22 protein-coding genes and 1 pseudogene are annotated in these 25,907 nt (G+C 68.6%); 12 read left to right on the top strand and 11 right to left on the bottom strand.

The window, feature by feature from the left end:
• Position 1: 1 nt before the first annotated feature.
• On the bottom strand, positions 2 to 2,605 hold the full coding sequence (gene pepN / locus AX709_RS06010) for an aminopeptidase N (protein ID WP_066547868.1): 2,604 nt from the start codon (positions 2,603 to 2,605) through the stop codon (positions 2 to 4).
• A 127-nt stretch (positions 2,606 to 2,732) separates the two neighbouring features.
• On the opposite strand from pepN, the gene AX709_RS06005 reads away from it, so the two are divergent.
• Both AX709_RS06005 and AX709_RS06000 read left to right on the top strand, forming a co-directional pair.
• On the top strand, positions 2,733 to 4,379 hold the full coding sequence (locus AX709_RS06005; protein ID WP_066547864.1) for a M28 family metallopeptidase: 1,647 nt from the start codon (positions 2,733 to 2,735) through the stop codon (positions 4,377 to 4,379).
• 21 nt (positions 4,380 to 4,400) lie between these two features.
• A complete protein-coding gene (locus tag AX709_RS06000; RefSeq protein WP_066547862.1) occupies positions 4,401 to 5,240 on the top strand; it encodes an NAD(P)-dependent oxidoreductase in 840 nt (279 codons plus the stop codon).
• Here the strand turns inward: AX709_RS06000 and AX709_RS05995 are convergent.
• The 4 genes from AX709_RS05995 to AX709_RS05980 all read right to left on the bottom strand — a co-directional run bounded on the left by AX709_RS05995 (position 5,150) and on the right by AX709_RS05980 (position 10,003).
• Positions 5,150 to 6,082 carry a DMT family transporter gene (locus AX709_RS05995; RefSeq protein WP_066483005.1) on the bottom strand — a complete coding sequence of 311 codons (933 nt, stop codon included), beginning with the start codon at positions 6,080 to 6,082 and terminating at the stop codon, positions 5,150 to 5,152. The genes AX709_RS06000 and AX709_RS05995 overlap by 91 nt on opposite strands.
• On the bottom strand, positions 6,079 to 7,080 hold the full coding sequence (locus AX709_RS05990; protein WP_066483003.1) for a threonine aldolase family protein: 1,002 nt from the start codon (positions 7,078 to 7,080) through the stop codon (positions 6,079 to 6,081). Before AX709_RS05990 ends, AX709_RS05995 begins: the two co-directional genes overlap by 4 nt.
• A 51-nt stretch (positions 7,081 to 7,131) precedes the next feature.
• Positions 7,132 to 9,321 carry a transglycosylase domain-containing protein gene (locus tag AX709_RS05985; protein ID WP_066547860.1) on the bottom strand — a complete coding sequence of 730 codons (2,190 nt, stop codon included), beginning with the start codon at positions 9,319 to 9,321 and terminating at the stop codon, positions 7,132 to 7,134.
• Positions 9,322 to 9,436: 115 nt separating this feature from the next.
• Positions 9,437 to 10,003, bottom strand: a complete 567-nt coding sequence (locus AX709_RS05980; RefSeq protein WP_066482995.1) for an HNH endonuclease — start codon at positions 10,001 to 10,003, stop codon at positions 9,437 to 9,439.
• Positions 10,004 to 10,091: 88 nt separating this feature from the next.
• On the opposite strand from AX709_RS05980, the gene gluQRS reads away from it, so the two are divergent.
• From gluQRS to egtD, 5 genes are all read left to right on the top strand, one after another.
• Entirely contained in the window at positions 10,092 to 10,982 is an 891-nt protein-coding gene (gene gluQRS / locus AX709_RS05975; protein WP_197418927.1) for a tRNA glutamyl-Q(34) synthetase GluQRS, read from the top strand.
• Between the two features lie 9 nt (positions 10,983 to 10,991).
• Positions 10,992 to 11,219 (top strand): twin transmembrane helix small protein, encoded by a 228-nt coding sequence (locus tag AX709_RS05970; RefSeq protein ID WP_066482991.1) that lies wholly within the window; start codon positions 10,992 to 10,994, stop codon positions 11,217 to 11,219.
• 15 nt (positions 11,220 to 11,234) lie between these two features.
• Complete coding sequence (locus AX709_RS05965; RefSeq protein ID WP_066482988.1) at positions 11,235 to 11,801, top strand: cob(I)yrinic acid a,c-diamide adenosyltransferase; 567 nt, start codon at positions 11,235 to 11,237, stop codon at positions 11,799 to 11,801.
• Between the two features lie 72 nt (positions 11,802 to 11,873).
• The gene (egtB, locus tag AX709_RS05960; RefSeq protein WP_066482986.1) at positions 11,874 to 13,130 is read left to right on the top strand and encodes an ergothioneine biosynthesis protein EgtB; all 1,257 of its coding nucleotides are present in this window, start codon (positions 11,874 to 11,876) and stop codon (positions 13,128 to 13,130) included.
• A 1-nt stretch (position 13,131) separates the two neighbouring features.
• A complete protein-coding gene (gene egtD, locus AX709_RS05955; protein ID WP_066547858.1) occupies positions 13,132 to 14,109 on the top strand; it encodes an L-histidine N(alpha)-methyltransferase in 978 nt (325 codons plus the stop codon).
• A 30-nt stretch (positions 14,110 to 14,139) separates the two neighbouring features.
• On the opposite strand, the gene AX709_RS05950 is transcribed toward egtD, so the two are convergent.
• Entirely contained in the window at positions 14,140 to 15,129 is a 990-nt protein-coding gene (locus AX709_RS05950) for a DUF1176 domain-containing protein (RefSeq protein WP_066547857.1), read from the bottom strand.
• 68 nt (positions 15,130 to 15,197) lie between these two features.
• Between AX709_RS05950 and AX709_RS05945 the strand changes: the two genes are divergently transcribed.
• A complete protein-coding gene (locus tag AX709_RS05945; RefSeq protein WP_066547855.1) occupies positions 15,198 to 16,067 on the top strand; it encodes a 3-hydroxyacyl-CoA dehydrogenase NAD-binding domain-containing protein in 870 nt (289 codons plus the stop codon).
• Positions 16,068 to 16,085: 18 nt separating this feature from the next.
• Here AX709_RS05945 and AX709_RS05940 read toward each other — a convergent pair whose 3' ends face one another.
• From AX709_RS05940 to AX709_RS05935, 4 genes and pseudogenes are all read right to left on the bottom strand, one after another.
• A complete protein-coding gene (locus AX709_RS05940; protein WP_066483086.1) occupies positions 16,086 to 17,354 on the bottom strand; it encodes a NupC/NupG family nucleoside CNT transporter in 1,269 nt (422 codons plus the stop codon).
• A 106-nt stretch (positions 17,355 to 17,460) separates the two neighbouring features.
• Positions 17,461 to 17,691: pseudogene (locus AX709_RS19105) on the bottom strand (bleomycin resistance protein); the annotation flags it as partial.
• 271 nt (positions 17,692 to 17,962) lie between these two features.
• Positions 17,963 to 18,220 carry a hypothetical protein gene (locus tag AX709_RS18550; RefSeq protein WP_156454172.1) on the bottom strand — a complete coding sequence of 86 codons (258 nt, stop codon included), beginning with the start codon at positions 18,218 to 18,220 and terminating at the stop codon, positions 17,963 to 17,965.
• A gap of 243 nt (positions 18,221 to 18,463) precedes the next feature.
• The gene (locus AX709_RS05935) at positions 18,464 to 19,249 is read right to left on the bottom strand and encodes an SDR family oxidoreductase (protein ID WP_231727439.1); all 786 of its coding nucleotides are present in this window, start codon (positions 19,247 to 19,249) and stop codon (positions 18,464 to 18,466) included.
• Between the two features lie 52 nt (positions 19,250 to 19,301).
• Between AX709_RS05935 and AX709_RS05930 the strand changes: the two genes are divergently transcribed.
• The 3 genes from AX709_RS05930 to AX709_RS18170 are packed head-to-tail and all read left to right on the top strand — an operon-like array spanning position 19,302 to position 22,704.
• The gene (locus tag AX709_RS05930; RefSeq protein ID WP_066547852.1) at positions 19,302 to 20,087 is read left to right on the top strand and encodes an ATP-binding cassette domain-containing protein; all 786 of its coding nucleotides are present in this window, start codon (positions 19,302 to 19,304) and stop codon (positions 20,085 to 20,087) included.
• Positions 20,084 to 21,607 carry an ABC transporter permease/substrate-binding protein gene (locus AX709_RS05925; protein WP_066547849.1) on the top strand — a complete coding sequence of 508 codons (1,524 nt, stop codon included), beginning with the start codon at positions 20,084 to 20,086 and terminating at the stop codon, positions 21,605 to 21,607. Before AX709_RS05930 ends, AX709_RS05925 begins: the two co-directional genes overlap by 4 nt.
• Complete coding sequence (locus AX709_RS18170) at positions 21,580 to 22,704, top strand: M15 family metallopeptidase (protein ID WP_197418926.1); 1,125 nt, start codon at positions 21,580 to 21,582, stop codon at positions 22,702 to 22,704. The genes AX709_RS05925 and AX709_RS18170 overlap by 28 nt, the downstream gene beginning before the upstream one ends.
• Here the strand turns inward: AX709_RS18170 and AX709_RS05915 are convergent.
• Positions 22,603 to 24,708 (bottom strand): protein-disulfide reductase DsbD family protein, encoded by a 2,106-nt coding sequence (locus AX709_RS05915; protein ID WP_231727438.1) that lies wholly within the window; start codon positions 24,706 to 24,708, stop codon positions 22,603 to 22,605. The two genes, AX709_RS18170 and AX709_RS05915, sit on opposite strands and share 102 nt — an antisense overlap.
• A 125-nt stretch (positions 24,709 to 24,833) precedes the next feature.
• Here AX709_RS05915 and AX709_RS05910 point away from each other — a divergent pair.
• The coding region (locus tag AX709_RS05910) for an alkaline phosphatase family protein (protein ID WP_443026329.1) at positions 24,834 to 25,907 on the top strand (1,074 nt) is incomplete at its 3' end.

Genomic DNA, 25,907 nt, shown 5'->3' with positions numbered 1-25,907 from the left:
GTCAGTCGGCGAGGCTCTTGCTCGCCTGCTCGATCATGTCCTTGCTCAGCCCCGGCGTCGCCAGAATGCGTGCCAGTTCCGCGCGCATCAGCTGCGCGCGCGCAGGATCGAAGCGCCGCCACCGGCCGAGCGGGGGCAGCAGCTTGGCCGCGGTCTGGGGATTGAGCTTGTCGAGCGCGAGCAGCTGGTCGGCGACGAAGCGATAGCCGCGCCCGTCGGCCGCATGGAAGGCGCGCTGATTGACCCCGAACGCGCCGACCAGCGCGCGGGCGCGATTGGGGTTGGCCAGCGTGAAATCGCGGTGGCGGGCGAGTTCGAGCACCAGGTCGAGCGTGTCGTCGCGCGTCGACAGCGCCTGGGTCGAGAACCATTTGTCGAGCACCAGCGCATTGTCGCGATAGCGCTGGTAGAAGATGTCGAGCGCGGCGACGCGCTTGTCCGACAGGCTGCTCGCCAGCGTGGTCAGCGCGCCCTGGCGGTCGGTCATGTTGTCCGCCTGCTCGAACTGCACAAAGGCCAGGCTGGCGGCGTCGGGCGCGCCCGCGGCGCTGATATAGCCGAGCGCCACCGAGCGCAGCCGCCGTGCGCCCTTGGCCGCGGGCGAATATTCGAAGCGATCGGCGCGCGTTGCGGCATAGGCGTCGCGCCACTGGCCCTCGAGCTGGCGACCGATATCGCGCCGCAATGCCTCGCGCGCGCGGAAGATCGCATCTGGATCGACCACCTCCAGCTGATCGCCGATAAAGCTGTCCGACGGCAGCAGCACCGCCTCCGCGATGAAGGCCGGGTCGAGCGCGGGGTCGGCCAGCGTCTTGGCGATCGCGTCGATCACCGGCTGATGCCCGGCCTGGCCGCGCGTCACTGCAGCAACCAGCGTGTCGAGCATCAGCTGCTGCATCGCTTCATAGCGGGCGAACGGATCGTCGTCGTGCGCGGACAGGAACACCAGGTCGTCGGCGGTGCGATTGGTCTCGACGATGATCGGCGCGGAAAAGCCACGATTGATCGACAGCACCGGCGGCTCGCCGACGTCGTCGAAGGCGAGATCGAGCGTGGCTTCGTCCATCAGCATCAGCTGCTCGTCGGCCAGCGTCGCGCCGCTCCGGGCCCCGAACAGCTTCAGCCGGAGCGGCAGCAGCATGGGTTGCTTGACCGGCTGGCCCGGTGTCGGCGACACCGTCTGTTCAAGCGTCAACGTCGCGCGCCGGGCGTCGGGATCATGCGCGATCCGTGCCTTCAGCCGCGGGGTCCCGGCCTGCGAATACCACAGGCGAAAGCGGCTCAGGTCGATGCCGCTCGCTTCCTCCATGCAGGCGACGAAATCCTCGCACGTCGCGGCGGTGCCGTCGAAGCGGTCGAAATACAGGTCGGTGGCGGCACGGAATTTCTCCGGTCCCAGGATGGTCGCCATCATCCGGATGACTTCCGCGCCCTTGCCATAGATCGTCGCGGTGTAGAAATTCGAGATCTCGATATAGGATTCCGGGCGCACGGGGTGGGCGAGCGGCCCGGCATCCTCGGGAAACTGCGCCGCGCGCAACGAACGGACATCCTCGATCCGCTTGACCGCGGTCGAACCCTGGTCGGCGGAAAAGCTCTGGTCGCGAAAGACGGTGAAGCCTTCCTTGAGGCTGAGCTGGAACCAGTCGCGGCAGGTGACCCGGTTGCCCGACCAGTTGTGGAAATATTCGTGCGCGACCACCGCGGACACCGCGTCATAATCGTAATCGGTCGCGGTGTCGGGATCGGCGAGGATGTAGCGGCTGTTGAAGATATTCAGCCCCTTGTTCTCCATCGCCCCGAAATTGAAGTCATCGACGGCGACGATGTTGAACACGTCCAGGTCGTATTCGCGGCCATAGACGCGCTCGTCCCACGCCATCGCAGTCCTGAGCGCGTGGAGCGCGTGATCGGTCTTGCCCAGGTCCTTTTCGCGCACCCAGATGGCGAGCTGGACCTCGCGCCCGCGCATTGTCGTGAACGTCGCCCGGTTGGCGGCAAGGTCGCCGGCGACCATCGCGAACAGATAGCTCGGCTTGGGGAAGGGGTCGTTCCATTCGGCGAAGTGGCGACCGTCGGGCAGGTCGCCCGCCGCGACCGGATCGCCATTGGCGAGCAGGATCGGGTAGCGGCGCTTGTCGGCTTCCATCCGCACGCGGTAGCGGCTGAGCACGTCGGGCCGATCGGGGAAGAAGGTGATGCGGCGGAACCCCTCGGCCTCGCATTGCGTGCACAGGATGCCGCCCGAGGCATAGAGGCCCATCAGCTGGGTGTTGCGCCCCGGGGCCAGTTCGACACGGGTTTCGACGACGTGCGCCGCGCCCGGCAGGCGGATGGTCAGCTGAGTCGCGTCCAGCGTCCACGCCGCCGCGTCACACGCGACGCCGTCGACCGCGATCGCAAGCGGCGTCAGGCCGTCATGGTCGAGGCGCAGCGGCCGGTCGTGCGTGCCCGCGCGCTCGACCGAAAGCCGTGCGGTGACGACGGTGCGATCGGCGGCCAGCTCGAACGCCAGATCGACCATGGTCACCTGCCAGTCGGGCGGGCGATAGGCATCGAGCCGCGTCACTTCGGGGGGCGTTGCGGCATATTGGACATCGAGCATGATCTGGGGTCCGGATCGAACAGCACTGGGCCGATAGTGCGGAATGCATGAATTTGCGTTCGACCGTTTGCGAAAACCGGCCGGACGCTGCTAGCAGTCCTTTATGCCCGCTTTGATGAGGATGCCAATGTTCCGTTTCTCGATTGCTGCCGTGTTGCTCGCGTCGTCCGCGCCGCTGCTTGCCCAGGAAACGGCGCCCGCGCCGGCCGCGGCGGAGGCCGAGCTGACGCCCGAACAGGCGCTGATGCGCAGCCATGTGATGTTCCTGGCGTCCGACGCGCTCAAGGGCCGCGAAGCGGGGACGCCCGAATATGAGATCGCGGCCGAATATGTCGCATCGCAATTCTATGCCCAGGGGCTGAAGCCCGCGGGCGACAAGGGCAGCTTCCTGCAAAAGGTGCCGCTGCTCAGCTACACGCCGGTCGACAAGGGCAGCTTCGTCCTGACCCGTGGGGGGAAGAGCGAGACCCTTGAGTTCGGCACCGATTACCTGCCGGGTGCCGATCCCAGCCGCGACGTGACCCGCGTCGACGCGCCGGTCGTCTTTGTCGGTTACGGCATCGACGCGCCGCAGTTCGGCCGCAAGGATTATGGATCGGTCGACGTGAAGGGCAAGATCGTCGCCTTTTTCGGTGGCGCGCCGCGGGCCTTTCCCGGCGAGGAGCGCGCCCATTTCGGCAACAACGGCAACAAGATCGCCTATGCCGCGACCAAGGGGGCGGTTGGCGTCATCATCCTCGAGTCGCCGATCACCGCGAAGGTGCGCCCGTTCAGCCGCTCGGTCGACAGCTGGGACAGCGCGCGCATGACCTGGGCGCACCCGGATGGCACGGGCTACGTGCCCGCGCCCGGCACCCCGGGGGTCGGGGCGCTCAGCCTGGCGGGTGCGGAGAAGCTGTTCGCCGGTGCCAAGGTCAAATGGGCTGACCTCGCCAAGCGTGCCGAGACCGACGGGGCCAAGTTCACGCCGGTCGAGCTGCCGACGCGCCTTGCCGTGACGCTCAAGACGGCGCGCAAGCCGATCACGAGCTATAATGTCGCCGCGCTGCTGCCGGGCAGCGACCCCGCGGTGAAGGACGAAATCGTCGTCCTGTCCGCGCATCTCGACCATGTCGGCATCGGCAAGGGCAAGGATGGCGACACCATCTATAACGGCGCGATGGACAATTCGGTCGGCATCGCTTCGCTGATCGAGGAAGCGCGACGGTTCAAGATGTCGGGCACGCCGCCACGGCGGTCGATCCTGTTCCTGGCGGTAACCGCCGAGGAAAAGGGGCTGGTCGGCTCCGACTATTTCGCGCGCAATCCGTCGGTGCCCAAGGAGGACATCGTCGCCGACGTCAATCTTGACATGCCGATCCTGACCTATGCGTTCGAGGATATGATCGCGTTCGGCGCGGACCGTTCGACGCTGGGGCCGATCGTGCGCAAGGCGGTCGGCGATCTGGGCGTGCCCTTCTCGCCCGATCCGATGCCCGACCAGGGCATCTTCACGCGTTCGGACCATTATCGCTTCGTCCAGCAGGGCGTGCCGTCGGTCTTCCTGTGGCCGGGGCAGAAGGGCGCCGGCAAGGCGGCGGTCGAGGAGTTTTTTGCCAAGCATTACCACCAGGCGTCGGACGAGGTCTCGCTGCCGATCAACTGGCAGTCGGGCGTTCGCTTCATCGAGGCGAACTACGCGATTGCGCGCGCGATCGCCGATGCCGATCAGCGCCCGGCCTGGAACAAGGGCGACTTTTTCGGCACGCTCTACGGCGGTTACGGCGCGCAATAGCCGCGTCGGGGCGGGCGCGTCGTGCGGCTGCTGATCTTCGGGCTCGGCTATGCGGCGAAGCGTATCGCCGCCCTGGCCGAAGCCCAAGGCGCGCGCGTCGTCGGGACGAGCCGCTCGCGGCGCGACGGCACGATCGCGTTCGACGATCGCGACCGGGTCGCCTTTGAACTTGGGAATGCGACGCACGTCCTTTCTTCGGTACCTCCGGAGGGCGACGATCCCGTGCTGACGCGCCATGGCGACGCGCTGCGCGAGCATCCGGGCTGGGTCGGCTATCTGTCGGCGACGGGCGTTTATGGCGACACCGGCGGTGCCTGGGTCGACGAGACCGCGCCGACCGGCGGCGGGCGGCGGACCGAGCGCGCGGCGGCCGACGTGGCGTGGCGCGCGATCGGGGCGCGGGTGTTCCGGCTGCCCGGCATCTATGGCCCCGGCCGCTCCGCGCTCGACCGGGTGCGCGACGGCCGGGCGACGCGCATCGACCTGCCTGGACAGGTGTTCAGCCGCATCCATGTCGACGATATCGCGCGCGGCGTCGTTGCCGGGTTCGCTGCACCCGCCGGCGTCTACAACCTCGCGGACGACCTGCCCGCCAGCCAGAACGACGTGATCGCCTATGCCTGTCGCCTGCTGGGCGCGCCGTTGCCGCCGCTCCAGACGCTGGAGGCGGCGCGGCTCGGGCCGATGGCACGCGATTTCTATGCCGAGAATCGCCGGATCGCCAACGGGCGTGCACGGCGGGTGCTGGGCTGGCGGCCGCTTTACCCGGACTACCGGTTCGGCCTGCGCGCCCTCAACGCAATGACCAGCCCGATCATCGCCAGCGCGCCGCCCGCGACGGCAAGCGCCGACCAGCGATAGCCCTCGAACACGGTCGACAGCAGCATCGCGATCACCGGGATGATCACGCTCGAATAGGCCGCCTTGGCCGGCCCGATCGTGCGGATGAGGCCGAAATAGAGCGTGAAGGCCAGCGCCGAGGCGACGATGCCGAGATAGAGCACGCCGAGGATGTAGCTGGGCCGCCAGTCGAATACAGGCGCGCCGACGGTCATCAGCGCGAAGAGCACATTGACCCCCGCGCCCACCAGCATCGCGACGCTGACGATCAGCGACATTGGATAGGCGCGCGACAGCCGGGTGGCCTGCATCACATTGGCGGTCGAGGCGGACAGGACGCCCATCAGCGTCAAGCCGACCCCGGTCACGACCGCGCCGGTCGCGGTCGGATCGACGCGCGCTTCATGGATGAACAGCAGGGCGACGCCCGCCATCGCGACGACCGAGCCGGCGAGCAGCTGCCCGCCCATGCGCTGGCCCAGAAAGAGTCGCGCCAGGATGGCATTGGGGACGAGCAGCAGCGCGAACACCACCGCGACCAGTCCCGACGTGACATATTGTTCGGCGCGGTAGACGAAGTTGAAATTAAGCACGAACTGCGCGGTGCCCAGCGTCGACGCGAACGCCCAGCCGCGGGCGTCGAGCCGCACGAGCTCGCCGCGCCACGCCGCCCAGACCAGCATCACCGCGCCGCCGATGCCGAAGCGATACGCGACCGACCAGCTGGGCGGCACGGTGCCGAGCTGGTCGCGGATGACGATCCAGGTCGAACCCCAGATCAGCGTGATGACCGCGAACGGGATCAGGACCGCCAGCCGCGTCGATTGCGGCGGCGGCGCGACCGGCGGCCCGGGCGCGGTCATAATCGCGCCAGCGCGTCGGCGAGCGGCCGGATGGCGTCTTCGCGATGGTGCCAGCTGAACACGAAGCGTGCCTCGTCCGGTCCCCAGTCGTAGAAATCGAAACCGTCGCGGCGCAGCGCGGCCGCTTCGTCGGGCGTCATCCGCACGAACACCTCGTTCGCCTCGACCGGGTGGACCAGGCGGTCGGGAACCGCGGTCGCCAGCATCGCCGCGGCGGCATTGGCGGTGCGCGCGTTGGCGAGCCACAGATCGTCGTCGAGCAGCGCCAGGATCTGCGCGGCCAGATAGCGGCCCTTGGACAACAGGTGCCCGGCGCGCTTGCGGCGATAGCGCGTCGCGTCGGCGAGGCCCTCGCGAAAGAAGACCAGCGCCTCCGCCGACATGCCGCCATTCTTGACGAAGCCGAAGCTGAGCGCGTCGACGCCGCTTTTCCAGGTCATTTCCGCGGGCGTGCAGCCGGCAAAGGCGAGCGCATTGGCGAAGCGCGCACCATCCATGTGCAGCGACAGGCCGCGCGCGCGGGCGAGCGTGCCGATCGCGGCCACTTCATCGGGGCGATAGGTCAGGCCATATTCGGTCGCGTTGGTGATCGACACCGCGTGCGGCTGAACCTGATGCACGTCGTCGCGGATCGTCGCCAGCCGGTCGGCCAGCGTCGCCGCGGTCATCTTGGCACCGACCCCGTCGACCAGCATCAGCTTCGCGCCGTGCATGTAGAATTCGGGCGCGCCGCATTCGTCGTTCTGGATATGCGCGTCGTGGTGGCACAGAACCGCGCCGTGGGGCGGGCACAATGCGGCGAGCGCGAGTGCGTTGGCAGCGGTGCCGGTGGCCACCCACAGCACCTCGACCCGCGTTTCGAACAGTTCGGAAAAGCGATGGTCGAGCTGGCGGCTCCAGCCGTCACCGTCATAGGCAGTGTCGAGCCGGTCGGCATCGGCCAGTGCCGCCATCACCTGCGGTGACACCGGCGCAGCATTATCTGAAAAGAAGCGCATCGGCCGCCGCCTTACGCCCTGCGCGCGCAGCGTCAATGCTGGCGGGTTGCGCTATTGCGGCGGGTTGCTGTCGTCGGGTTCGGGCGGTGGATCGCCGCGGCGGTCGCCGGGTCCGGAAAAACGCTCGAGACGCAATGGATTGCCTTCGCGTGATGGCGGCACGATCGGGATTTCCCCGTCGCCGTTGCGCAGCGTCACGCCGCCTTCGCTGGTGATCGTGATCCCGGTGCCGTCGTCCAGTTCGGCGTCGAACAGCGTGTCGTTGTCGATGCCCGCGTCGATCGCATTTTCGATCGCCTCGTCGACCTCGATCGCCTCCTCGGGATACGCGCCGACATCGATCACGTCGGACATGAATGCCCGCCAGATGCGCGCAGGCAGGCCGCCGCCGGTCAGCCCGGCATTGGGGGTGTTGTCGTCATTCCCCAGCCAAACGCCGGTGACGATGCCGCCGGCATAGCCGACGAACAGCGCGTCGCGACTGTCCTGGGTCGTGCCGGTCTTGCCATAGACCTGGATGGGCAGCGCCGCCTGGCGGCTCGTCCCGCCGGACACCGATGCGGCGAGCAGCTCGCGCATCTGCGCCAGCTCGCGTTCGCCCAACCGCCGGGTGCCGCCGCCCAGCCGCTCCAGCCAGCCCGGTTCGTCGACCTGTTTCAACCCGCGCGGGCGGACCGGCGCCTCGCCCGCGGCAATCGCGGCATAGGCGGCGGTCAGCTCGAGCAGCGATACCGACGGCGTGCCAAGCGCGATCGACGCCTCCGGATCGATCGGGGTCGAGATGCCCAGGTCGCGCGCGGCGCGGATCACCGCGCGCGGACCGACCTGCTGGGTCAGGCGCGCGGCGACGACATTGCTCGACACCGCGAAGGCGGTGCGCAGGGTGATGTCGCCGCGATAGCGCCCGTCATTGTTGCGCGGTGCCCAGCCCGCGATCTCGACCGGCGAATCGTCGACGATCGTATCGGGCGTCATGCCTGCGCGCAGGGCGGCCAGATAGACGAACAGCTTGAAGGTCGATCCCGGCTGACGCGAGGCCGACGTCGCGCGGTTGAACTGGTTCTTCGCATAATCCTTGCCGCCGACCATGGCGATCACCCGCCCGTCGGGGCGCATCGCGACGATCGCGACCTGTGCCTCGCGCAGGCCCGCACCGCGCACCGCGCGCTCGGCGGCGCGCTGCGCCTTGATCTCCAAAGTGGTTTCGATGCGCCCGTCATTGTCGATGCCGCCCGCGCGGTCGCGCGCGGCGGGCATCACCCAGTCGGCGAAATAGGTGCCCGACGGCAGCGCCTTGATCCGGTTGACCTTCAGCCGGGCGGGGCGGACATCCTCGGCCTCGTCCGCGCCCAGGAAACCGGCATCGACCATTGCGGCGACGACCAGCTTCTGGCGGTCGCGCGCGCCCTTCAGGTTGCCGGTCGGGGCGAGCCGCGACGGCGCCTTCACCAGCCCGGCGAGCATCGCCGCCTGCGCGATCGTCAGCTCTTCGGGATCGCGGCTGAAATAATGGTCGGCGGCGGCATCGAGGCCATAGACATTGTCGCCGAAATAGACGTTCGACAGATAGCGCGACAGGATCGCGTTCTTGCTCAGCCACGCCTCCAGCCAGAAGGCGATCGCCACTTCGCGCAGCTTGCGGCCGAAGGTGCGGTCTGAATTGAGGAACGCGTTCTTCGCCAGCTGCTGGGTGATGGTACTGCCGCCCTGCGAACGTCCGTCGCTGACCATGTTGTGAAAGGCGGCGCGCGCGATGCCGCGTGGGTCGACCCCCCAATGTCCGTAGAAGCGGCGGTCCTCGATCGCCAGAAAGGCGTCGCGGACATGCGCGGGCAGGGTTTCGGCGTCGACGGGATCGCCGATGATCGCGCCGTTGCGCGCGATCGGCGTGCCTTCGGCCGATACGAGCGTGATGGACGGCGAGGCGGGCGGCTCGAGCGACTTGGAAAGCGGAGCGGTCAGCGCCAGCCACGCGACCAGCACGACGAACAGCACCGCCACCGCGCCCAGCCCGCGCACAATCCAGCGCATCCGGCTGGGCCGCCAGCGCGCGGGAAGCGGCGGCGGCTCGTCGGACGGCGGCGGGGGCGGCGTCCCGCCGGAACGAGGTGGCGACGGGGGCGGCGGCGCGGACGGCGGCGGCGCTTCGGGACGCTCATCGCCCAGCGTGCGCAGGATCTTCGCGACGCCCTCGCGCGCGCCCTTCACATTGTCCAACGGGTGATCCAGCGTCGCTTTCATCGGGCTGCTGTATTAACCCGATAGGACAGTGCCGACAAGCACCGTGGCCTCGCGCGTTGAACGGGATCAGCGTGCCCGCGTCGCGGATGCGGGCAGGTGCGCCCCACAGCCGGTTTCAAGCCTCCAGCTCGACGTCCCAGTAGAGCCAGTCGCGCCAGGTTTCGTGGAGGTGGTTGGGCGGGAAGCGCCGGCCATGTTCCTGAAGCTGCCAGCTGGTCGGGCGGATCGGCGCGATGTGGAGCGGCATGGCGGCCTGTTTGGGGGTGCGGCCGCCCTTTTTCAGGTTGCACGGCGCACAGGCGGTGACGACGTTTTCCCAGGTGGTGCGGCCCCCCTGGGCGCGCGGGACGACGTGGTCGAAGGTCAGTTCCTTGGGATGGCCACAATATTGGCAGGCGAACTTGTCGCGAAGGAACAGGTTGAAGCGGGTGAAGGCGGGGAATTGGGAAGGTTTGACATATTGCTTGAGCGCGATGACTGAAGGCAGCTTCAGCCTCGCGGTGGGACTTCGGACCTCGCGTTCATAGTAGGACACGATGTCGACACGATCCAGGAACACCGCCTTGATCGCGGTCTGCCACGGCCACACGCTCAGCGGATAGTAGCTGAGCGGTGTATAGTCCGCGTTCAGGACGAGCGCGGGGCACCCGTCGGGGTGCCGGATCAGATCGGGATGATACATCGGGCTCCCTTCCCTTATCCTCCCCGCCTTTCGCCAAGAAGGATGACGCGCGTATGACAGCATGTGCAGCGACTCGCGGTCAAGGGCCATGTTGAGCGACAGATTGAGCGAACCGATCGTCAGCCGTTTCGCGCCGTCGCCGACTGGGCGGCTGCATCTCGGCCACGCCTTGTCGGCGGTGCGCGCGCACGATCTGGCGCGCGCTGCGGGGGGACGCTTCCTTGTCCGGATCGAGGATATCGACGCGACGCGCAGCCGGCCGGAACATGTCGACGCGATCCTCGCCGACCTTGCCGCGCTCGGGCTCGGCTGGGACGGGCCGGTCTGGTATCAGTCGCAGCGGCTTGATGCCTATGCGGCCGCGCTCGACCAGCTGCGCGATGCGGGTCTGCTCTATCCCTGTTTCTGCACCCGCGCCGACATCGCGCGCGAGGTGGCGGCCAGCCTGAGCGCGCCGCACGGGCCCGACGGACCGGTCTATCCCGGCACCTGCCGCGCGCTGCCGCCCGGATTGCGCGCCGAACGGCTGGCGCGCGATCCGCATAGCTGGCGGCTGGACATGGCGGCCGCGGTCGCCCGCGTGGGGCCGCTCGACTGGCACGACGCGACTGCCGGCACGATCCGCGCCGATCCGCTCGGGCATGGCGACGTGGTGCTGGCGCGCAAGGACGCACCGGCCAGCTATCACCTGGCGGTGACCGTCGACGATGCTGCACAGGGCGTGAGCGACGTGGTGCGCGGGCGTGACCTGTTCGCCGCCACGCATGTCCACCGCCTGCTCCAGGCGCTGCTCGGGCTGGCCGTGCCGCGCTATCACCATCACCCGCTGATCGTCTCGGCCGACGGTCGGCGGCTCGCCAAGCGCGACGGCGCGTCGACGCTCGACCGCTTCCGCGATGCGGACGGTCGCTTGGACGATCTTGCCCAAAAGCTGCGTGCGGGGCGACTTCCGCTTGGTTTCGCGCTGGCGACGGCCTAGATAGGGGGCATGCAGACCTTCCTCATCATCCTGCTGATTGCAGCGATGCTCGCGACGGTGGTGGCGCTGGTGCGCGGCATCATCTCGTTCCTGCGCACCACCGAGGCGGAGCTGAAGGGCGAGGGCCCGGCGCGCTCGAGCATCCAGTCGAACAAGATGATGCAGCAGCGCATCTTCTTTCAGGCGCTGGCGATCGTCGTCGTCGTGCTGATCCTGTTCGCCAGCGGCCGGAGCTGATCGGCCCGGGCGCGCATGGTCAGGCTGAACCGCATCTATACGCGCACCGGCGACGACGGCTCGACCGGGCTGGTCGACGGCAGCCGCGTGTCGAAGGCCGATCCGCGCATTGCGGTGATCGGCGATGTCGACGAGGTCAATTCGCTGATCGGCGTTGCGTCGACCCTGCTGGCCGGGGACGACCTCGCGCTGCTCCGCCGCATCCAGAACGACCTGTTCGATCTGGGCGCGGATCTGGCGACGCCGGGCGACGATTACACCCCCGGCGACATGGTGCTGCGGATCGTGGCGGGCCAGATCGCGTGGCTGGAGTCGACGATCGATCGCGTCAATGGCGGCCTGGCCCCGCTGACCAGCTTCATCCTGCCCGGCGGAAGCCCGGCGGCGGCGGCGCTGCATGTCGCGCGGGCGACGGCGCGACGGGCCGAGCGTACGGCGGTCGCCGCGTCGGCGACGGTCCCGCTCAACCCGCTGGCGCTGACTTATCTCAACCGGCTGTCCGACTTTCTGTTCGTTTTCGCCCGTCATGTGAACCAATTGGCGGACGGCGACGTTCTGTGGGTGCCCGGGGCGTCACAATAGCAATGTAGCGACAGATTTCCGCCGCCCGGATTGACACACAGACAGTGAACACGCGGAGCGAAGGAGGCGTGAATGGCCAAGACCATAGCCAGGCCACGGGCCGCCCCGATCGCGGAACGCTATCTGGCGGTGCGGCGGCTGAGCGACCAGCTGGTCGCGCCGTTGAGCGATGCGGATGCCACCGCCCAGTCGATGGACGACGCGTCACCCGCCAAATGGCACCTCGCGCATACCACCTGGTTCTTCGAAACCTTTGTGCTGCGTGATTTCGTCACGGGCTATCGCCTGCACGACGATCGCTTCCCCTATCTGTTCAACAGCTATTACGATGCAGAGGGCGCGCGCCATGCCCGGCCGTCCAGGGGCCTGTTGACGCGCCCGACGCTGGACGAGGTCAAGGCCTATCGTGCCGCGGTGGATGCGGCGCTGGTTGCCGCGCTTCCCGACCTGCCGCCGGCGGCGCGCGACCTGGTCGAGCTCGGCTGCCATCACGAGCAGCAGCATCAGGAGCTGCTGGTCACCGATCTTCTCCACCTGTTCGCGCGCAATCCGATCGAGCCGGCAGTGTGGCCGGGCGCGCGCAAGGTTCCGGTGGCGATGCCGGGGCCGATCCGCTGGATCGAGGGGCCGGCGGGCATCGCGTCGGTCGGGCACGGCGGCGATGGTTTCAGCTTCGACTGCGAAGGCCCGCGCCATCCGGTGCTCCTCCACGCGCATGCGATCGCCGACCGCACGGTCACCAACGGCGAATGGGCGGCATTCATCGCCGATGGCGGCTATGCCGACCCCCGGCACTGGCTGTCCGACGGCTGGGCGTGGGTGCGCGCAGAGGGCGTTGAGGCGCCGCTCTATTGGGAACGGCGCGACGACGCGTGGACGCGTTTCGGGCTGGACGGGCGGCGCGCCATCGACCCGGCAGCCCCGGTCACGCATGTCAGCTTCTACGAAGCCGATGCCTATGCGCGCTGGGCCGGCGCGCGGCTGCCGACCGAGGCGGAATGGGAAGCCGCCGTGGCCGACGAGGACCCGCTGGGCGGCAATCAGCTTGATACGGCCGGGCCGGTCGAACCGCGGCCGTCGACCGGCGGACCGGCATTTTTCGGCGATGTCTGGGAATGGACCGGCAGTGCCTTTCGCCCCTATCCCGGCTTCACGGCGGCGGCGGGGGCAGTCGGCGAATATAACGGCAAGTTCATGAGCGGGCAGTTCGTGCTGAAGGGCGGATCGTGCGCGACGCCGCGCGGGCACCTGCGCGCCAGCTACCGCAATTTCTTCTACCCCCACCAACGCTGGCAGTTCACCGGCGTGCGGCTCGCCAGGGACCTGTGACATGCTGAAGCCCGAAATCGAGGACGGTCAGGCCTCGCTCGCCGATCCCGCCTTTCGCGCCGACGTGCTCAATGGACTGGCGGCGCGCCCGCGCGCCATTCCCGCCCGCTGGTTCTACGACCGGCGGGGTTCGGAACTGTTCGAGGCAATCACGACGCTCGACGAATATTATCCGACCCGGACCGAAACCGCGATCCTGGACGCGGCGTGCGCCGACATCGGCGAACGCGTCGGCACCGGGCGCGCCGTGATCGAATTCGGATCGGGATCGTCGACCAAGACGCCGATCCTGCTGCGCTGCATCTCTCCCGCGGCCTATGTCCCGATCGACATTTCGGGCGACTTCCTGCGTGAATCGGCGGCCGGCCTCGCCGACGCGTTTCCGGCGATCGAGGTCTACCCGGTCGAGGCGAACTTCATGCAGCCGGTGCGGCTGCCCGCCCCGGTCGCCGACCTGCCCAAGCTCGGCTTCTTTCCCGGTTCGACGATCGGCAACCTGACCGCGTTCGGCGCGGTCGACCTGTTGCGCACGATGCGCGCCTCGCTGGGCGAGGGGTCGATGCTGCTGATCGGGATCGATCGGATCAAGCCCGCCGACATACTGGTCCCGGCCTATGACGATGCGCGCGGGGTGACGGCGGCGTTCAACCTCAACCTGATCGAGCGGATCAACCGCGAACTCGACGGCGACCTGCCCGTCGACGCGTTTCGCCATCGCGCGATCTGGAATGACGATGCCGCACGCATCGAGATGCATCTGGAGGCGCTGCGCGACGTGTCGTTCCACGTCGATGGCCGGGCGTTCAGCATCGCTGCGGGCGAGACGATCCACACCGAAAACAGCCACAAATACGGTCCGCGCGATGCCCGCGCGCTGCTGCGTGCAGGGGGCTGGACCCCGGTTGCCGAATGGACCGACGCGCGCGACTGGTTCGGGCTGATCCTGGCCGAAGCGCAACCGCGCCCGATGGCGCCGTGAGGGGTTAGGCGTTCAAACCGCGCGACCCGTTCACCGGATCGTCGCTGCGCGCCACACTGTGATCCAGTCGATCGACCCGCGGCATTCGCTCATCGCGGCCTGCTCGACCAGGCGGAAACGGTCGCCGTCCCAGGCATATTCGCTCGACGTGCCGCAATCGCCGAGCCCGCGGCCCTTGGAATATTCGGTCAGACGGGCGCGATCTGTATCCCAGTCGGCGTTGACCAGCAGCGTGGCATCGGGGCTGAAACCGACCTGCACGTCGAACGGCGCGACGCTGAACTTGCCGTTGCGTACCAGCACGGGCACGCTGCTGAAATTATACGCCCCCGCGCCGCAGGGGATCAGCACCAGCGTCGTCTTGGCATCCAGCCGGACAGGATCGGGGGTGAGGTCGGGGCCGCCCTGTTCGTCGGCACAGCCGGTTTCGCGTTCGATCGCGCGGCGCAGCGTCGGGCCGATCGCCTCGGGCGGCCTGCGGGGCGCGCGTACCTGAACGACCACCGGCAGCGGGCGTGAGCTGGGCACATTGCTGGCCGGGCGACTGCCGCGCGCCACGACCGCGGTCACCGTGCCCACCCGGCTCTGCTCGGCGTCGATATAGCGCAGCGTCGCCGACGCGCCGGTCAGCGAAACGCGGGTGAACACCCGGCCATCGACCAGGCGCTCGACGGTCAGCTGCTTGCCATTGACCATGCGCCGGACGATCGCGTCGGCGCTCGCCCCGGTAATCGTCAGGCCCGCATCGGCGATCTCGCCGCGCGCCAGCGTCGCGCCGTCCAGCCGCACCGCGACGCGGCCGATCTTTGCCGCGTCCGGGGTCAGCGTCACGGTCCAATCGCCCAGGGGGCCGGGCTCGCGCTCGATCCGCATCGTCGCGTCGCCGACGCCGTTGTCGACGGTCAGCGATACCGCCGCACATCGCTTCGCATTGTCGCAGCCGACGACCCAGTCGCCGAATGTCTTGAGGTCGCCGGGCGTGGGACCGGCGGCGAGCAGCATCAGCAAGAGCGCGATCATGGCTTCGATCCTAGCCGAAGCGCATCCGCCGCGATAGGAGGGCCGCGAAGCGAACGGGAGAGACGGACATGAAGACCATCGGCGTGATCGGCGCGGGCCAGATGGGGGCGGGGATCGCCCAGGTATCGGCGGCGGCGGGTCATCGCACGCTGTTGTCGGATGTCGCGCTCGACCGGGCGGAAGCGGGGAAGGCGGGGATCGCCAAATCGCTCGACCGGCTGGTGGCGAAGGAGAAGCTGACGAGTGCCGATGCACAGGCGCTGCTCGCCCGGATCGAGCCGGTCGCCAGCGCCGACGCGATGGCCCCCGCCGATCTGGTGATCGAAGCGGCGACCGAGCGTGAGGAGATCAAGCGCCGAATCTTCGAAAGCGTCGGCAAGGTGCTGGGCACCGGCGCGATCCTGGCCAGCAACACATCGTCGATCCCGATCACGCGGCTGGCGCAGGCCTCGCCCGATCCGGCGCGGTTCATCGGCGTACATTTCTTCAACCCCGTGCCGGTCATGGGGCTGATCGAGGTGATCCGGGGCCTGGCGACCAGCGACGCGACGGTCGCGGCGGTCGAGGCGTTCGGCACGTCGCTTGGCAAGGCGATCGTCCATGCCAACGACGCGCCGGGTTTCATCGTCAACCGCGTGCTGATGCCGATGCTCAACGAAGCGTGCTTCGCGCTGGGCGAAGGCGTGGCGACGATCCCCGACATCGATACCGCGTGCAAGCTGGGGCTCAATCACCCGATGGGGCCGTTCACGCTCGCCGATTTCATCGGGCTCGACACCTGCCTCGAAATCACCCGCGTGCTGTTCGAGGGCACGGGCGATCCCAAGTTTCGCCCGGCACCGCTGCTCGTCAAATATGTCGAGGCCGGCTGGTACGGGCGCAAGACCGGGCGCGGCTTCTATGACTATTCGGGTGCGGAGCCGGTGCCGACGCGCTGACCGGGTAAAGCGCGGCGGTCAGCCCGGCAGCAGCATCCCGGCGAGCGCAGCCGACATCAGGTTGGCGAGCGTGCCCGCGATCAGCGCGCGGATGCCCAGCTTTGCGATCACGGGGCGTTGATTGGGCGCCAGGCTGCCCGCGGACGCCATCTGGATCGCGATCGAACTGAAATTGGCGAAGCCGCACAGCGCAAAGGTAATGATGCCGGCGGTGCGCGGGCTCAGCCCCTCGGTCGCGCCGAGCTGGGCGAAGGCGACGAACTCGTTGAGCACGACCTTGGTACCGAGCAGGCCGCCCGCTGCCTGCGCCTCGCTCCAGGGGATGTTGAGGAGGAAGGTCACGGGCGACAGGATGACGCCCAGGATCGCCTGAAAGGTGAGATCGGGCTGGCCGAACCAGCCGCCGACCGCGCCGAGCAGCCCGTTGGCGAGCGCGACGAGCGAGACGAAGGCAAGCACCATCGCGGCGACCGCGACCGCGATCTTGACGCCGGTCTGCGCGCCGATCGCGGCGGCCATGATGATGTTGGCGGCGCGCTCTTCCTCCGCGACATGTTCGGCCGCCACGATCACCTGCGCCTCGCGGTCGTCGCCCAGCGGCAGCTCGCCGGTCGGCGCGAGCGGATCGTCGGGCATCAGCATCTTGGCCATCAGCAGCCCGCCCGGCGCCGACATGAACGACGCCGCGAGCAGATAGGGCAGCGCGGTGGGACCGAGCAGCGCGGCATAGGCCGCCAGGATGGTGCCCGCGACACCCGCCATGCCGACCGACATCACCGCGAACATCTGCGGCTGGGTGAGCGAGGCGAGATAGGGGCGGATCACCAGCGGCGATTCGGATTGTCCGACGAAGATATTGGCGGCCGCGCACAGCGATTCGACCTTCGATACGCCGATCACCTTTTCGATCGCGCCGCCGATCCAGCGCACGACCATCTGCATGATGCCGACATGATAAAGCACGGCCACCAGCGCGGCGAAGAAGATGATGACCGGCAGGGCGGAGACGGCGAAGGCGGTGCCGAAGGTCGCGTCGGTGGCGATCGGGCCGAAAATGACCTTGGTCCCCTCGCTCGCATAGCCGAGCAGCGCCGACACGCCGCCGGCCATTCCCGCGATCACCGCCTTGCCGGCGGGCACGTAGAGGACGAGCAGCGCGATGCCGGCCTGGAGCGCGAACGCCGCGCCGACGACGCGCAGGCGGATCGCACGGCGGTTGGCGGACAGGGCATAGGCGATGGCGAGGATGACGATGATGCCGGCGATGCCGATCAGGAACCTGGTCATTCGGGTGAAATTGTCCCCTGGCGTGACGAAAGCGCGCGTGCCCCGGCCCGCGTGCGCGGCGACCATAGCGCGATTTGCGCGCGCGGCCAGAGGGGACGCGGCCCGGTCAGGCGTTGGCCACCAGCCGCAGCAGCGTGCCGTCGGGGTCGACCAGATAGCCGATGCGCAACCCGGCCGCCGGATCGCGCACGGGCGGGCTGACGCGCGGCATGCCGGTGCGGGCGTGCGGGACCCCCGCCGCGACACAGGCGGCATGGAGCCCGTCGACGTCGTCGACGCGCAGGCAGCAGCCGAATGAACTGCCGGACGGATCGAGGTCGGGATAGGGAAAGAATTTAGGCCTTGTTAACGCAGGTTCTTTTCACGGCGGCGTTACTTGAGCGAAGTCTCGTGCCATCTTTGAACCACATGTAGGACGACGAATCTTCAGGTCTCCACACCGCCGGTTCGCTACGCTTCAGGAGCAAGGCAGGCCCAAAATTTGAGTCGCATGAACCCAGGAAGATAATCATCAAGACGACGATATCAGTAAAGCCGTACAGTCTCAAATTTACGTATGCATACCCAAAAATGGGCGGGAAATACCATTTCCCGCCGCGTCAATCCGATCAGAATTCACACTGCTCAAGATAGGGACTGTTGGAGGGGAGCGCGCGACACATCTGCGCACGATGCCAGTCGAAGCATTCTTCGTAGCTTCCGAAGCCGCCATTCACCGTTTGCCATCGATCCGGCCAGCATGATTGAATCGCATATTGGTAAGGGCTCATCGCGAAAGCCTGCGAAGGCATCATAACCAACATTGCCGGACCGAGAACGGTCGCGGCTAGAGCACGTATAGCCTTCGAGCGCAGGATATTGAGCATCCGACTCTCCTTTCGGGATTAACGTTTTAGCTCGTTGAAAATATGCTACAAGCGCTTGAATGTCTAGGCTTTTTGTTTTCGATAGTTTGAGCTGATAAAATTACTGCTGAGCGTCGCCTCGGCTTAACTGTATGGTCAAGCAATAAGACGGCTAATTCGCCGATCGCGGCGTAGAAGGCTTCGGTCGCGTCGAAGTCGCGCGACGGCAGGTTGGGGGTGGCGCGGTCGCTCATCGGTCCCGGCTCACAGGCCGCGCGAGGCCTGGCGGCGCAATTGCTTGGGCATCCAGCGCGCGGCGAACCGCATCCGCTTCGCGGTCTTGCCAACGACGGTATGCACGTCGTCGCCATGCACTGCGCGCCACGCGGCCTCGGCCACTTCCTCGACCGGGGTGAGCTCGAGCCCCGCCGACGTCACGCGCTCGCGGATGTTGAGGTTCGATCCGACGATGCCGCCGTCGAGCAGCGGGGTTTCGATGAAGCTGGGCATCAGCGAGCGCACCTTGATCCCCTCGCGCCGCCACTCGGCCTCGAGCGATTCGGTCAGTCCGCGCACCGCGAACTTGGTCGCCGAATAGATCGCCGCGCCGGCCGTGCCGTAAATCCCGGCCGCCGACGCGGTGTTGAGCAGACAGGATCCGGGCGACAGCCTGAGATAATGATAGCCGATATGCGCGCCATGGACGACGCCGGTGAAATTGATCGCGATCGTGCGCTCCAGGTCGGCGGCGCTGGTATCTGCAAACGGTCCGCCCATCGGAATGCCGGCATTGTTGAACAACAGGTCCAGCCCCGCACCGCCGGTGAAGGCGTCCAGGCTAGCGCGCCATTGGTCCCGGTCGCGCACGTCCATGATGTAAGTACCCGCCCGGCCTTCGGGCAGCATTGCTACGGTTTCCGCCGCGGCCGCCGCATTGATGTCGGCGACGCCGATCCGCCAGCCCTGCGCGGCGAAATGGCGGGCGACCGCGCGGCCGATGCCCGACCCGCCGCCGGTGATGAATGCCGATTTGCCGACGCTTGCCGCCACGCGATGCTCTCCCCTTTGATTTTCCGTCATCCTTCCCGCACAACCCGCTTCAATGCCAGCGCAAAACCACGATCCCGGCCCGGCGGTGCAATTCGACGGCGCGGCCAAGACCTATCCGGGCGGGGTGACGGCGGTGCGCGGTGTCACGCTGGACATTGCCGGCGGCAGCTTCGTCGCATTGGTGGGCACGTCGGGGTCGGGCAAGTCGACGCTGCTCAAGATGGTCAATCGGCTGGTCGAGCCGAGCGCGGGAGCGGTCCGGATCGATGGGCGCGCGGTCGATGCCGAACCCGCGCATCTGTTGCGCCGACGGATCGGCTATGTGTTTCAGAATGTCGGGCTGTTCCCGCATCTGAGCGTCGGGGAAAATATCGCGATCGGCCTCCGGCTGAGCGGTGAACGCAATCATGCGGCACGCGTCGCCGAACTGCTCGAGCTGGTCGAACTCAGCCCCGACCTCGCCACGCGGATGCCCGATGCGCTGTCGGGAGGCCAGCGCCAGCGCGTCGGCGTCGCGCGTGCGCTGGCCTGCCAGTCTCGGCTGATGCTGATGGACGAGCCGTTCGGCGCGCTCGATCCGGTGACGCGCGACGGGCTGGGCAAGGCGATCCGCGCGCTGCACGATCGGATGCGGCTGACGACCTTGATGGTCACGCACGACATGGCCGAAGCGCTGCTGCTCGCCGACCGCGTGCTGGTAATGGCGGGTGGTGCAATCGTCGCCGATGCGACGCCCGCCGAGCTGCTGGCCGGCCGCGCGGGTTCCGCCGCCGACGCGCTGGTGGCGGTGCCGCGCGACCAGGCGCACCGGTTGGCCGAGATCGAGGCGCGCGGATGATCGAGGCATTCGCGCGCGTGCCCGAGCTTGCGGCCCGCCACCTGCTGCTCGCGGCGGCCGCGCTCATGCTGGCGCTGGTGGTCAGTGCGCCGTTGATCCTGTGGTCGGCGCGGCGGCCGGCGGTGGCGCGCATCGTGCTGGCGCTCGCGAGCTTGATCCAGACCGTGCCCGCGCTTGCATTGCTGGCGTTGTTCTATCCCGTGCTGCTGTGGCTGTCGGGGCTGGTGGGGGGCGGCATCCCGGCGCTCGGCTTCCTGCCGTCGCTGCTCGCGCTCAGCCTCTATGCGCTGCTGCCGGTCGTCCGCAACGGCGTGACCGGGTTGACCCATCTCGATCCCGCAGTGCTGGAGGCGGCGGATGGCGTCGGCATGACGGCGGGACAGAAATTGCGCCTGGTCGAGCTGCCGCTGGTCGCGCCGGTGCTGATGGCCGGCATCCGCACCGCGGCCGTTTGGACGATCGGCGCGGCGACGCTGTCGACGACGGTCGGCCAGCCGAGCCTGGGCGACCTGATCTTTGCCGGGCTCCAGACCCAGAACTGGTCGCTGGTGCTCGCGGGCTGCATCGCCGCCGCCGCGCTGGCGATCGCGGTCGACGCGCTGCTGGGGCTGGCCGAAGGGGCGATCCGGGCGCGGCGGCGCGGACAATTATGGGCGAGCGTGGCGCTGCTCGGCGCGGGCCTGGCGGTTGCGGTCGCACCGCTGCTCGTCACGCCCCCGCGCGACGTCGTGGTCGGGGCCAAGGGCTTTTCCGAGCAATATATCCTGGCGCGCGTCATCGGCCAGCGGCTTGAAGCGGCGGGATACCGGGTCAGTTATCGCGAGGGGCTGGGATCGGGTGTCGCCTTTGCCGCGCTCGCCGGCGGGGACATCGATGTCTATGTCGACTATACGGGGACGCTCTGGACCAACCAGATGCGGCGCACGGATGTACCTGGCCGCGCGGCGATCGTCGCGGGCGTGGCGACATGGGCGCGGAAGCGGCACGGTGTCGGGCTGGTCGGCACGCTGGGGTTCGAGAATGCCTATGCCTTCGCGATGCGCGGTGACGATGCAAAGGCGCGCGATATCGCCTCGCTCGATGACCTGACGCGCGCCGCGCCGGGGCTGAAGCTGGGCGCAGACCTCGAATTTCTGGAGCGCGGCGAATGGCGGGCGATCCGCGACGCCTACGGGCTGCGTTTCGCCTCGGCGCGGGCGTACAATCCGACCTTCATGTATCGCGCGATCGACAGCGGCGAAGCGGATGTCATCTCCGCCTTTTCCTCCGACGGGCGGATCGCGGCGCAGGGGCTGGCGGTGCTCAGCGATCCCAAGGGCGCGATCCCGGGCTATGACGCGATCCTGCTGGTCGCGCCCAAGCGGACGCAGGACGAACGTTTTCTGGCGGCGCTGCGCCCGCTGGTCGGCGCGATTCCGGTCGAGGCGATGCGCGAGGCGAATTACCGGGTCGACCGCGATACCGACAAGCAGGGTGCAGGCGAGGTGGCGACATGGCTCAACCGGCGGATCGCACGATGATTGCGCGGCGGACAGTGTTGCGTGGCGGGTTGGTGGCGGGGGCGGCGCTGATGCTGGCCACGCCGGGCTGGGCGCAGGACCGGTGCTTTTACGGCATGGACCTGATCGGCGATTATGGCGAACCCGAACGGTTCGTGACGATCGGCGAGGCGGATGGCGCGCTGTTCGCGATCGGTATGGGGCTGGACGGCATGCTGACCCCGGCCGAACCCGGCGTGTGGCGCGCCGTCGACGGGCGGAGGCTGTATTTCAGCGAGGGCGGACAGTCGGTGGTGATCAATGGCCTGCTTAACCCGCGCCGCGATTTCGGGGCGGAGGCGCAGGCGCGCATCCGTGCCGCGGTGCGCGCCGACCCGGCGGCGCTGCGCCAGCGGGCGCTCGCCGCCACCCCGCCCGCGCCGCAGCCCGGCGCGCGTGCGGCCGACCTTGTCGCGCTGACCGGCGCGGGGCTGCGCCTCGACATCCGCTATGCGACCGCGGACAATTTCATGGGGCTGCCGGTCTATGACCGCCCGGGCGCATTTTTGCAGCGGCCGGCGGCCGAGGCGCTGGGCCGCGTGCTGGCGGCGCTGCGTGCGCAGGGCTTCGGGCTGGTCATCTATGACGCGTATCGGCCCTGGTACGCGACCTGGATGTTCTGGGAAGCGACGCCGCCCGAAAGCCGCGAATTCGTGGCCGATCCCGCGCAGGGGTCGCGCCACAATCGCGGTTGCGCGGTCGATCTGGGCCTGACCGAGCTGGCGACCGGGCGCATCGTGCCGATGCCGAGCCGCTATGACGAATTCTCGCACCGCGCGGCGGCCGACTTTCGCGGCGGCACCACCGAGGCGCGCGCGAACCGCGACCTGCTGCGGCGCGCGATGGAAGCGGAGGGCTTTGCGGTCATCCCGGAGGAATGGTGGCATTTCGACCACGCAACCTGGCGCGACTATCCGGTCGGCACCGCGACCTTTGCCGAACTGGGCGGCAGAGCCGGCGCGCGGCCGACACGACGCTCACCCCCCGGCTTTTCCCCCGCCGGCCAGATCGGTCAGCATCGCCTGGGTCAGCACTTGCGGCAGCACCTTGGGTTCATCACTGCCCGGCGCATACCATAGGTAGAGCGGCACGCCGGCGCGGTTGTGGCGTTCGATGAAGCGACCGAGCGCGGGGTCGCCATTGGTCCAGTCGCCGACCAGCACCGCGACCTTGCCGTCGCCGAACGCCCTCGCCACCGCCGCGGTTTCGATCGCGGCCTTTTCATTGACCTTGCACGTCACGCACCAGTCAGCGGTGAAATAGGCGAAAACGGGCCGGTTTTCGGCGCGCAAGGTGGCCAGCTTCGTCTCGCTGAACGCCTGTGCGTCCGGCAGCGCGGCGACCGCATCGGTCGCCTGGGCGGGCGCACGCTGGACAAGCGCGGTCGCGGCAAGCGCGAGGGCGAGCGCGGGAAGCGCGGGCAGCCATTGCCGCCCCTTGCCGTCCGCCTGTCGTCGCCCGGTCCACCACAGTCCGATCGCGGCGACCAGCACCGCGCCCAGCCCGAGCGCCATGCCGTCGACCCCCGCCTGTCGCCCGAGGATCCAGGCGAGCGCAAGCGCGGTCAGAAACATCGGCACCGACAGCGCCTTGCGGAAATTGTCCATCCACGGTCCCGGTCGCGGCAGCCGCCGCCGGAGCGCGGGGACGAAACCGAGCAGCAGGAAGGGGAGCGCCAGCCCGAGTCCCAGCCCGATGAAGATCAGCATCGCCGCCCACCAGGGCAGGATCAGCGCCGCGCCGAGCGCCGCGCCCATGAACGGGCCTGTGCACGGTGTCGCGATGAAGGCGGCAAGCGCGCCGGTGGCGAACGCGCCCTTTGTCCCGCCGCCCGTGGCGCGCGCCGCGAATTGCGGGGTCGGCAGCTCGAACAGCCCCGCCAGGTTGAGCGCGATCGCGCTGACCAGCAGCAGCAGGACGAGGATGACGCGCGGGTCCTGAAGCTGGAAGGCCCAGCCGACGGTGGCGCCGGCCGCGCGCAGCCCCAGCAGCATCGCGCCCAGCGCGGCGCAGACCAGCACGACGCCGGCGGTATAGGCCAGGCCCTCTGCCCGGGCATGCGCGTCGCTCTCGCCCGCCTTTGCCAGGCTGAGCGCCTTCAGGCTGAGGATCGGAAAGACGCATGGCATGATGTTGAGGATCAGCCCGCCGGCGATCGCGCCGAGCAGGGCAAGCGCGGCGAGCTGCCAGTCGACCGCACCGCCGCCGCCCGCGGTCGTCGGCACCGCGCCGGGGGCTGCGCGCACCTGGAACCCGTCGCCTTCGCCGAGCTTAAGCACGCCTTCGATCGCCGTTGGACTGCCCGCCGCGACGGTGTCGATCAGCAGCCTGTCGCCGTCGCGCGTCACGGTCTGGGCCGCGCCATAATCGATCGCGCCGGCGGTCAGCGGAAAGAAATAGGCGGCGGCGGGGTCGCCCAGCGGCGCGTCGGCCGGGTAGGGGATGGCGATGCGGACGCGCGCGTCGGCGCCGCTGCCGGTGACCGCGAAGGTCGCGGGTGATCCGATCGGCCTGGGCAGGGCGCGACGCCAGCGGTCGAATTGCGCGCGGCGCGCGGGATCGATCGCGCCGTCGCCGACGGTCAGGACGGTCGACAGCTCCGCGCTTTCGGGGACGCAGATCTCGTCGGTGCAGACCAGGTAATCGGTGCGCACCCGCAGCGGCAGGCGCGTGCCGACCGCCGCGTCGGCGGGAATCCGGACCGTCGCGAATTGCGTGAACGGCCCTTCATAGACATAGTTCATGATGCCCGCGATCAGCAGCTTCTGGGGCACCGGATAGGCCAGCGGGCCGACCGCGACCCCGGTGGGCAGCGTCCAGGCGAGCTGGGTCTCGATGCCGGCCTCGCCCGGATTTTTCCAGTAACCGTGCCAGCCGGGCTGCGGGGTGGAGGCGAATGCGAGCGTCACCTCCTGCCCCGGGGCGGGACGATCGGTTTCGGCGATCAGGTCGATGGCGATATGCGGGCCGGGCAGCTCCTCCTGCGCCAGCGCCGATGCGAACGGCGTGACGAGCAGCAGCGTGACGATTGAAAGCCGGCGCAAGGCGGCCTTTGTCATCGCGCCGAAATATCCAGAACCCATGCGTCATCCTTGCCCAGCCCGGCGCGTTGGAACATAGCGCGGGCGATCCGAAAAAGCAGTTGGGATATTCGATGCGCGTCCTTCGTCACCATGCTCCCGCCCTGTTGTTCGCGCTCGCGGCACCGATGGTTGCACATGCACAGACCGCGCCGCAAAAAAGCGATGCGCCCGCGGCCGAGCCCGCCCGCGCACCGGCGGCCGATCGACCCGCGGCTGCGCCCGCCGCCCCGCCCAGGCTGATCGTCGCGATCTCGGTCGACCAGTTCGCCGCCGACCTGTTCGCGCAATATCGGCCGCATTTTACCGGCGGGCTGGCGCGCATGGCGAGTGGGGTGGTGTTTCCCTCCGGCTACCAGGCGCATGCGGCGACGGAAACTTGTCCCGGCCATTCGACGATCCTGACCGGCGCGCTGCCTTATCGCAGCGGCATCATCGCGAACAACTGGACTGACCTGAACGCCGCGCGTGCCGACAAGAGCGTCTATTGCGCGGAGGACGAAACCGCGCCGGGCAGCACGTCGTCCGACTATACGGTTTCCGCCGTGCATCTGAAGGTGCCGGTGCTCGGCGAGCGGCTGAAGGCGGCGAACCCGCGATCGCGCAACGTCGCCGTCGCGGGCAAGGATCGCGCCGCGGTAATGATGGGCGGCGGCCGCACCGACCAGAGCTGGTGGTGGGACGGCAAGCAGTTCGCGACGTTCAAAGGCCGCGCCACGCTGCCCGTGGTCGATCGCACGAACGCCGCCGTCGCGCGCCTGATCGCGCAGGGCCAGCCGCCGCTTGACCTGCCGCCGGCATGTGCGCGCGTCGATCAGCCGATCGCGATCGGTGGCGGCAACAGCGTCGGTACGGGCCGGTTCCAGCGCGCGCCGGGCGACGCGCGCGGCTTTCGTGCGTCGCCCGCGCTCGACGGCGCAACGCTCGCGCTGGCGGCGGGGCTGGTCCAGGACATGGGGCTGGGCAAAGGCGAGGCGACCGACATCCTGGCGGTCGGCGTGTCGGCGACCGACTATGTCGGCCATACATTCGGCAACCAGGGCACCGAGATGTGCCTGCAGCTCATGTCGCTCGACGAGGACCTCGGCCAGTTCTTCGCGGTGCTCGATGCGGCGGGCATCGACTATCTGGCGGTGCTGACCGCCGATCATGGCGGGCACGACCTGCCCGAACGCATTCGGATCCAGGGCGCGGCAGACGCG

The organism is Sphingomonas sp. CCH15-F11, from assembly GCF_001557005.1.
In the GTDB taxonomy this organism is placed as follows: domain Bacteria; phylum Pseudomonadota; class Alphaproteobacteria; order Sphingomonadales; family Sphingomonadaceae; genus Sphingomonas.
This window is presented reverse-complemented; position numbering and strand designations above follow the sequence as displayed.